7 protein-coding genes and 1 pseudogene are annotated in these 8,273 nt (G+C 34.5%); 7 read left to right on the top strand and 1 reads right to left on the bottom strand.

Annotated elements, in window-relative coordinates; translation table 11 throughout:
* Positions 1-282 precede the first annotated feature (282 nt).
* A complete protein-coding gene (locus ACFQ0R_RS11940) occupies positions 283-681 on the bottom strand; it encodes an HU family DNA-binding protein (protein ID WP_379658613.1) in 399 nt (132 codons plus the stop codon).
* Between the two features lie 317 nt (positions 682-998).
* Between ACFQ0R_RS11940 and ACFQ0R_RS11935 the strand changes: the two genes are divergently transcribed.
* The 7 genes and pseudogenes from ACFQ0R_RS11935 to ACFQ0R_RS11905 form a co-directional block, all read left to right on the top strand.
* The gene (locus ACFQ0R_RS11935) at positions 999-1,244 is read left to right on the top strand and encodes a hypothetical protein (RefSeq protein ID WP_379658612.1); all 246 of its coding nucleotides are present in this window, start codon (positions 999-1,001) and stop codon (positions 1,242-1,244) included.
* Positions 1,245-1,744: 500 nt separating this feature from the next.
* Positions 1,745-2,152, top strand: a complete 408-nt coding sequence (locus ACFQ0R_RS11930; RefSeq protein WP_379658611.1) for a DoxX family protein — start codon at positions 1,745-1,747, stop codon at positions 2,150-2,152.
* Entirely contained in the window at positions 2,149-2,571 is a 423-nt protein-coding gene (locus ACFQ0R_RS11925; RefSeq protein ID WP_379658610.1) for a DsrE family protein, read from the top strand. The genes ACFQ0R_RS11930 and ACFQ0R_RS11925 overlap by 4 nt, the downstream gene beginning before the upstream one ends.
* An 11-nt stretch (positions 2,572-2,582) precedes the next feature.
* On the top strand, positions 2,583-3,602 hold the full coding sequence (locus tag ACFQ0R_RS11920) for a TQO small subunit DoxD (RefSeq protein WP_379658609.1): 1,020 nt from the start codon (positions 2,583-2,585) through the stop codon (positions 3,600-3,602).
* A gap of 374 nt (positions 3,603-3,976) precedes the next feature.
* Positions 3,977-4,813, top strand: coding sequence for a phospholipase D family protein (locus ACFQ0R_RS11915; RefSeq protein ID WP_379658608.1), 837 nt, complete (start codon positions 3,977-3,979; stop codon positions 4,811-4,813).
* Between the two features lie 227 nt (positions 4,814-5,040).
* Positions 5,041-7,602, top strand: coding sequence for a TIR domain-containing protein (locus ACFQ0R_RS11910; protein ID WP_379658607.1), 2,562 nt, complete (start codon positions 5,041-5,043; stop codon positions 7,600-7,602).
* 212 nt (positions 7,603-7,814) lie between these two features.
* A pseudogene (locus ACFQ0R_RS11905) lies at positions 7,815-8,273 on the top strand (MutS-related protein); the annotation flags it as partial.

The raw sequence follows: 8,273 nt of genomic DNA, 5'->3' as shown, positions 1-8,273 counted from the left end.
GAGTGTTTTAAATGCTGTCAGAAACAAAATAATACATATTGTTTTTGCACTTATAAAAAATCAAACTTTGTATCAAAATCGTTTGGTTACGTCATAGAAATCGAACTGACATTTCGAGAACTCGACTCAACGCAAGACTTTTTTCTAGTTATTCGATGCTTTGATAATAAACCACTTCTCGATACATCCGCCTGAGGCGGACACTCAGCCACCAGAATTCCAGTTGGTCATTGAGTCTGCCTGCGTTAACTTGGAAGGCAGGCTCGAAGTGACGTAGCCTCCCTACTTCTTATAAACAATCTTCATCTCCACACCACCTCGCAGTTGCTTCTTAAGGCGTTTGCTGGGCTGGTAATTGATTTTTAACTTCTGGACATCGCTTTTTCGCAAGTCTGAGGGCTGAGGTTTGGAGGCTGACTGGATCGCCATTTTGAAACTGCCCAGATCGCCAAGATTTACTTTATAGCCTTGTTGCAAGGCATCCCAGACCTGATGATTGAGCTGGGAGATACAGGCAAGCACATCGGCTTCGGTGAGGCTGCAGGATTGGTTGATGCGGTAACACAACTCCTGCATCGATAACTCTGCCTTTACTTTGGTTTGCAAAATATACACTTCAGGCGAGGTGTCATCTTTGGTGATGGAATTCATTCTTTTGGAGGGATGAAGTTCTAAGGGCATTTTGTGATGGTTTTAGTCCCTAAAAATAATACAGCTTTTGGTAATACACCTGCTTCATACTGGCTTTTTTAGAGTTGGCAAATGTGACGACTTCCAAAATTTGAGACTTAGACCCAGTTTTATTTATGAAATTCTTAATTTAACTTTAATACTTAAAGGCAGCGGTGGGTGATAAGAATCATTAGTTTTACGCTGTGAAAAGAATGAAAAACATAGCATCAGTTTTTTCTGTATTAGGCCTCGCCCTTTTGCTATTACTTTCACCGTGCAAGGTTAGAAATTTTGTACAGGCTGAGCTTGGCGTCGAACAGACTCAGGTGTCGAGTAAAAGTCAGTCGCTTGCACCACAGTTCAGTTGCCAAACGCAGGAGATTGTTCAAGCCAAAGCAACGACGAGCAAGCTGGAGGCAAAGCAATTTTCCTATGCAGGACCTATCAATTTTAGTGTAGAGTTTGATGCCACTTTCCTTCAGGCTTCTATTCAAAACGACTACGCAAGACCAAAGGTGGCCTCTTCAGTGCCATTGTATATTCTTTACAGCAATCTCAAGGTTTATCTGTAGGGAATCCTTACCCAAAAAAACGTATTTAAATCAAATTACAAATCGTAAAAACAGTTAGCTAACTGAGGTTTTGGAAAATAGTATTTGAGTTCTTGAGTTTGTGAGTCATATAAAAGAGGTTTTAGGAATTAGGTTTTAGGAAATTATAAATTAATAATTAAATCCCTTCCTCTCGACTATTAGACCTATGACTATCCGAAGACTCGAATACACGAAAAACTAAAAACCAACTTTTTGCCCTGGCCCTAAAGGGAGTTTTTATAAGAAAAAAAGGTTTTGGAAAATAGTTTGTGAGTTTTTGAGTCACATAAAAGAGGTTTTAGGTTGTAGGAATTAGGAAATTAAAAATTACTAATTCATAATTAAATCCCTTCCTCTCGACTATTAGACCTATGACTATCCGATGACTCGAAGATACGAGAACTAAAAACCAACTCTCTTCTTGCAAAAGCCTTAAGTGTTCAACAGCGACTGTTATCAATAAACACAGATCATTTAAAATGAAATCTAAACCTAACACGTTGCAGGTCAGCTACACTTCAGTAGTCTTACTTCGGGTAATGCTGAGCTTCATATTTATAGTAGCCAGCATCAGTCATTTTATCAATACTCAAAAAACAATACAGAGACTGGAGGATGCCAGTATGGGATTTATTGGTCAGCTACTGGGAACCCCTGAAATTGCTGTCATCCTTTCTGGAGTCGTGATGCTTATAGCTGGTATAGCCTTGCTTATAGGCTTCAAAACTAAAATCGCATCTATAGTACTTATAGCGGTTTTAGTTCCTATTACACTTGCGGTGCAGGTGGGGCAGGCAGAAAGCATGGGGCCTCTTTTTAAAAATATAGCCCTACTCGGCGGACTGATATTCTTTAGTATAAATTCAAACTTAAATTACAAACAATGAAACATTCAATAACATACATCACAGCCTTACTTTTTCTTATTTTGGGAACTAGTGAGATGAAAGCTCAGGACCACCATTCAGATCAACATGATTATGTGGTGCTGTCCAAAAACATCAAACAACTGAAACCTATCCTGATGACGGCTACCTCGCTGGCTGAAGAAGACGGCGAAAACTATGGCGAATTCAAGGTTATTTTCTGTGGAAAGACCGTGAGCGACATGAAAAATAACGCTGACTTTACTATGCTTTTGAAGCAGGCCAAGCTGCAGAATGTGAAAGTATCAGCTTGTGGTCTATCGCTTAATAAATTCAATATTAACCCAGACCAGTTGCCAGAACTTTTAGAGGTGGTGGACAACGGGATCTTATATGGATTTCAACTCAAGAAGAATGGGTTTATAAGTCTTACTATTTAATCTAAATCTCTATGAAATCTATAACACCCAAAAACGACGCAGGCTTATTGACGCTTGCGATACGACTCGTTGTAGGATGGACCTACTTTTCTGCCCTATGGCGACGAACGATTTTAGCCGATAAACTCGACCCGGAACAGGCGGGATACATCGGAGAAAAATTCAACCACTTTTTACCCAATGCGTTAGGCATCAAGCCAATTATACAATACCTGGTAGAAAATCCGGATATCCTGTGGATCAATATGGTCATCTTTACTATCATAGAAGGGATTGTAGGCCTGTTTATCATGTTTGGACTCTTTACCCGTCTCATGAGTATAGGTGTCTTTGGTTTGGCTATGGGCATCCTTCTGGGGTCGGGCTGGATCGGTACCACCTGCCTGGATGAATGGCAGATTGGCGTGCTGGGTATTGCCACCGGTTTTGTTTTATTCCTAACGGGAAGTGGTAAGTATTCACTGGACAATTACCTGATGAAAAACAACTATAGCCTGACCAAAACCAAAGCCTTTGCATGGTTAGGTTCTGGCATTCTGCCTATACGAGATAGCATATTTCCAAAGGTAGTGCTGATAGGATCGCTTCTGATTTTTGGCATGACGCTCATGACCAACCAGGTGTTTCATGGCGGTCTATGGGGAACCTTGCATAACAAATCGGTGAAGCCAAAACTCGAGATTACGGAGGCGATGATGAGCCACGAAGCGATAAGCTTTGATGTGTTCAGGACCGAAGGTGTAGATGTGTACGGCGCCTGGATCATTGGCATTGAAGTCCTGGATGCGCAACAGCAAAGCATCCTGAACTATACCCAAGCTGACTTAGCCAACATGGGGGAGGAAAGCATCTCCAACTATTATGTGGCCAAAGTCAAGCCTGGTCAGCACAGTCTGGTGGTTCCGCTGGGTGCCAAAGCAAAACTGTCTCTTAAGGATCCAGTCCTGCAGGATTTACCGGCAGGCACTTACACTATAAAACTAACAGACATCAGCGGGGCGTCCTGGGAACAGGAAGTCAATAAACCCTAAGGGTTGACAGCTGTAGTTTTAAACTGCTCAACGCTGTGGTAACATGGCGTTGAGTTTTTTTAGTTGGTGGGTGAGCTAATTAAACATTTTAGTTTATCTTTACTTTAGTAGTAGTTTACAAAATGAATTCAATAAAAAAGAGTACTCTTTTCCCATAAAAGTAGTACTCTTTTTGTTTAAAAAGACTAGTCTTTTTGCAACTTTCCTCAAGAGGAAATTCTTCAATCCTCAAGTGGATGTTTGTAAGAGCTCAAGAGGTAATTGTGTTTTGTGAAGTTAATATTTAAAATACTTTAAAAAGCGGAGTTTTAAATTTTAATGTATTTTTATTTTTCAAACTAACTTAAAATCGAGAACTAACTTTATAATTAAAAATGGCTAAATTTTTAAAAGGAAACGAATTAAATTCAGAGCTTGAAAAAATATTTGAAACTGCAGAGAATGATATTATCTTAATATCTCCATATATTAAACTTCATGATAGATATAAATCTTCACTTCTTACAAAACTTCAAAATGACAATTTAAGAATAACTGTTTTGTTTGGTAAAAATGAAGATGATATGTCAAAAAGCATGAAGCAAGAAGACTTTGATTTTTTTAAACAGTTCCCAAATATTGAAATTTTACATGAAAAAAGGCTACATGCTAAATATTATGCAAACGACTTTAATTCCATCTTGACTTCAATGAATCTTTACGGGTTTTCTCAAAATAACAATATAGAAGCGGGAGTTTTAATGGAAAACAGCAGGAATAGTTTAGATGATGATTCTTGGAACTATTTTGAAACAGTTTTACAGCAAGCCGAATTACTTTTTATGAAAAGTCCTGTTTATGAAAAGAAAAATATTTTGAGTTCTAAAAAATACATTAGGTCTGAAATAGAAATAGATAAACTCTCTGATTTCTTTAATAATAAAAGCTATGATAAAGTTTTTAAAAAAAATATTAAGAAAAGGGAAAGTGAGGATAATAGCATAATAAAGAATGGAATTGGATATTGCATTAGAACTGGAAAGGAAATAGCTTTTAATATAGAAAAACCAATGCATTATGAAGCTTTTAAAATGTGGAACAAATATAAAAATCCTGATTTTCCAGAAAAATATTGTCATTATTCAGGTGAACCCTCCAATGGAAAAACAACTGTAAATAGACCTATATTAAATAAAAACTGGAAACAAGCGAAGGAGAAATTCGGAATTTAAGTTTTAATAAAAAGATTTGAATTTTTTAATTGACTCCAGTAATTTTTGTTATAGAAATTATCATTGATTTTTATTGCAAACCGTTTGAGGTTTGTGTATGTTTAAATTCTAAAATGATTATGAATATTTAATACTAAGTTTATCCCGTAAAGAATATTCGTTAACAAGTATTTTTTGCAGTAAAAAACTAGTTGGCAGCAAGCTAAAAAAACGACAACACATATCGAATGAATAAACTTTTTATAAGCTACTCACACAAAGACGAAAATCTAATTGAAGATTTTATCACTCATGTTGCACCATTAAAAAATAATGGTATTGTATCTGAATGGTATGACAGAAAGATTGAAACAGGAGAAGAGTTTCAAAATGATATTGACAACAACTTAGAAAATGCAGAAATAATCTGTTTAATGATTTCAAGCAATTTTCTAGCTTCAAATGCTTGTTTAGAAGAAAAAGATGTTGCCCTTAGACTAAGAGAGACTAAAGGAATTAGAGTAATTCCAATAATTCTAAGTCCATGTGCATGGACTATTCATAAAGAATTAAGTGAATTATTAGCAGTACCAACAGATGGAAAAGCCGTGACTTCATTTTCGGATAAAAACGAAGGGTGGTTAGACGCTATTAATTGGATAATGAAAGTTTGTCATTCAGTGAATACAATCAAATCCTTGAAATTAAAAGACCCATTCAACAAATTTCTAAATGGTGCAGATATATTAACCAAATCACATAGGAACAAGGAAATTTTAAACCTAGAAGACATATTCGTTTACCCTAGATTAAAATGTTATGATGAAGAAGAAGTCTCACATAAGTACGATTCAAAAAACTTAAACTCAGAAATACTTATCTATGAAAAGCTAATTATTGCAGGAGAAAACCAAGCAGGAAAAACCACCCTTTGTAAGGTTCTATTTCAGATTTACAGAGAACTTAACTTCGTTCCTGTCTTTCTAGATGATGAAAACAAATATTTAGGAAATCCTCAAAATAAACTCGAAAAAGCATTTTTAGAACAATATGATTTCGAAACCTTTGAAGATATTGATATTAAAAGAGTTGTTCCAATTGTCGACAACTTCCATATTGCAAAATATCAGGAAAAATATATTGAACAATATGAATCTTTTAGGTATCAGGTTTTAATAGTTGATGACATTTTTGGTTTGAATATTAAAAACCAAGCGTTAATAGCTGAGTATAGTAAATTTAAAATAAGAGAGTTTACATCCTTAGAACGTAATGAGTTAATAAGAAAATGGATTGAAGTAAAAGAAGAATCTCAAATACAAATCAATCCTAATCACTTACAACAAAGCATTGATGATAAAACTGAAAAAATTGAAAACTCTCTTGGAATTATTTTTGGAAAAGGTATTATGCCTTCATATCCGTTTTTCATTCTGTCAATCCTTGCAGCTCAAGACACACAAAAACCTCTCGATTCTGAAATAACATCACAAGGTCATTGCTATCAGGCTTTGATTTACTTGTATCTAAGAAGAGAAGGTGTTGCGAATGAACAAATAGACATTTATACCAACTTTTTGACTGAATTATCATATTGGATTTTTGACAAAAACAATGGAGTTAACTTAGATAGAGATGATTTTGAAGAATTTACAGATTATTATGAATCCCACTTTAATTTACCCATTCCATTAAGTGAATTGGTGGCAAAACTTTCCAATGTAAACATATGTAAATTTGATTCTTTCAATCAGTACGGTTACTGCTATTCCTACATATACTACTTTTTCGTTGCCAAGTACATTTCAGAGCATGAATCTGAACAAAAAGAAGCAATAACCAACATACTTTCGAATCTTCACAAGGATGAGAATGCATACATAACAGTCTTTATTGCACATCATACAAAATCAGACAACCTACTTGATGAACTTTTGATAAATGCCGAAATTCTATTTGAAAGGTATGAGCCTGCTACTTTAGAAACGGATGAATTATCATTTTTTGATAAACATGAAGACAAAATAATTAAGGCAATTTTACCTTCTTACCAACATGACCCGGAAGCAGAAAGAAAAAAGTTGCTGATTGAAAAATCTGAAATTGAAGACAGTAAAAATGACACACCAAACAGTACTCCTCTAGATAATGATGAGATATCTTCTGAACTTCTTCGAGATTTAAGATTGAGCATAAAAACCGTTGAAGTAATGGGTCTTATCATAAAAAACCGTTCGGGTTCCCTTAGCTTAAATCGTCTTGAATACATTTTTGAACAAGGCCTTAAAGTACACCTAAGAATTTTAACCTCATTCATTGAAATAATAAAAGATGAAGGGACAGAACAAACCATTGTCAATCTTTTAAAAGAGCGTATTAACCAAATCATAGAAGAAAATGAAGATGGAAAAGACTTAAGCGTTGATAAGCTTGAAAAACTCGTTAAAGGTATTTATTGGAATGTAAACTTTGGAGTATTACATGGATTTATTACTAAGGCAATTCATGCCTTAGGCTCTATTAACCTATTGAAGATTGCTGAAAATGTGAGCACAAAAGAAATGACTCCTGCTGCCTTCATAGTTAATCATGGTATTAAAATGTGGTATGACAAGAATATCAAGCTAAATGAAATAGCAGATAGGACTTCCGACAAGAATTTTTCCAAAACAGCAGTACGACTTTTAAAATTTAAGGTTGTAGAACATTGCAAAATGCATAAAATCGACTTTAAAAAACTGAAGGAAATAGAAGACAAATTCCATCTTCCTGCGACAAAAATGTTAGCTGAAAGAGCAAAAAATAAATAATGCCTGCTGCCAACAATGTGTATAAGCAATAGCGGGTTTGGTGGTAAATTGAAAGGAAATGAATATTAATAATGGTAAGTGCTTAATCGAAAAGTAAGTGGTTTTTAATCCGCCACTACTCATACACTAGAACGTTGCTAGTAATGTCGAAAAAACTGAAATAAACTGAATATTTTTGTAACGTTAAACAGAAACACTACACTAATTTTTGAATGATTAAAGATATTATATATCAAATTAAATACACTTTTACTCAAATAAAATTCAATCGAAAAAAAGAGTTAAATAATAGATTAAAAGAATCATTTGGGAAACCGAAAGATGACTCTTTTGACTTTGATTACATTGAAAAATACTTTAGAAATAAAGATAATTCAAAAGCATATCAAATATTATCAGATAAAACCTGTAATGACTTGGATTTTGACGATTTGTTTATGTTTCTTGATAGAACTCATTCAAAAGTTGGGCAACAATACCTTTACAATATTCTTAGGACAATAGACATAGATGAGAAGCAAACAAAGCTAAACGAAGAAATAATAAATAAATTATCAGAAAGTCCTGAATTAAGAATTTCAGTTCAAAAAAAGCTAGAAAAACTAAAAAATACAGATTCTTATCATATTTCAGAATTATTTCAAGAGGAACATCTTGAACCTCCAAATTGG

It is taken from the genome of Psychroflexus salinarum (assembly GCF_042677225.1).
GTDB lineage: Bacteria > Bacteroidota > Bacteroidia > Flavobacteriales > Flavobacteriaceae > Psychroflexus > Psychroflexus salinarum.
This window is presented reverse-complemented; position numbering and strand designations above follow the sequence as displayed.

Excerpts from the sequence above, each read along its gene's own strand:
- ACFQ0R_RS11925 (WP_379658610.1), top strand. The coding sequence starts at position 2,149 with ATGAAACATTCAATAACATACATCACAGCCTTACTTTTTCTTATTTTG.
- ACFQ0R_RS11910 (WP_379658607.1), top strand. The coding sequence starts at position 5,041 with ATGAATAAACTTTTTATAAGCTACTCACACAAAGACGAAAATCTAATT.
- ACFQ0R_RS11940 (WP_379658613.1), bottom strand. The coding sequence starts at position 681 with ATGCCCTTAGAACTTCATCCCTCCAAAAGAATGAATTCCATCACCAAA.
- ACFQ0R_RS11915 (WP_379658608.1), top strand. The coding sequence starts at position 3,977 with ATGGCTAAATTTTTAAAAGGAAACGAATTAAATTCAGAGCTTGAAAAA.
- ACFQ0R_RS11920 (WP_379658609.1), top strand. The coding sequence starts at position 2,583 with ATGAAATCTATAACACCCAAAAACGACGCAGGCTTATTGACGCTTGCG.
- ACFQ0R_RS11930 (WP_379658611.1), top strand. The coding sequence starts at position 1,745 with ATGAAATCTAAACCTAACACGTTGCAGGTCAGCTACACTTCAGTAGTC.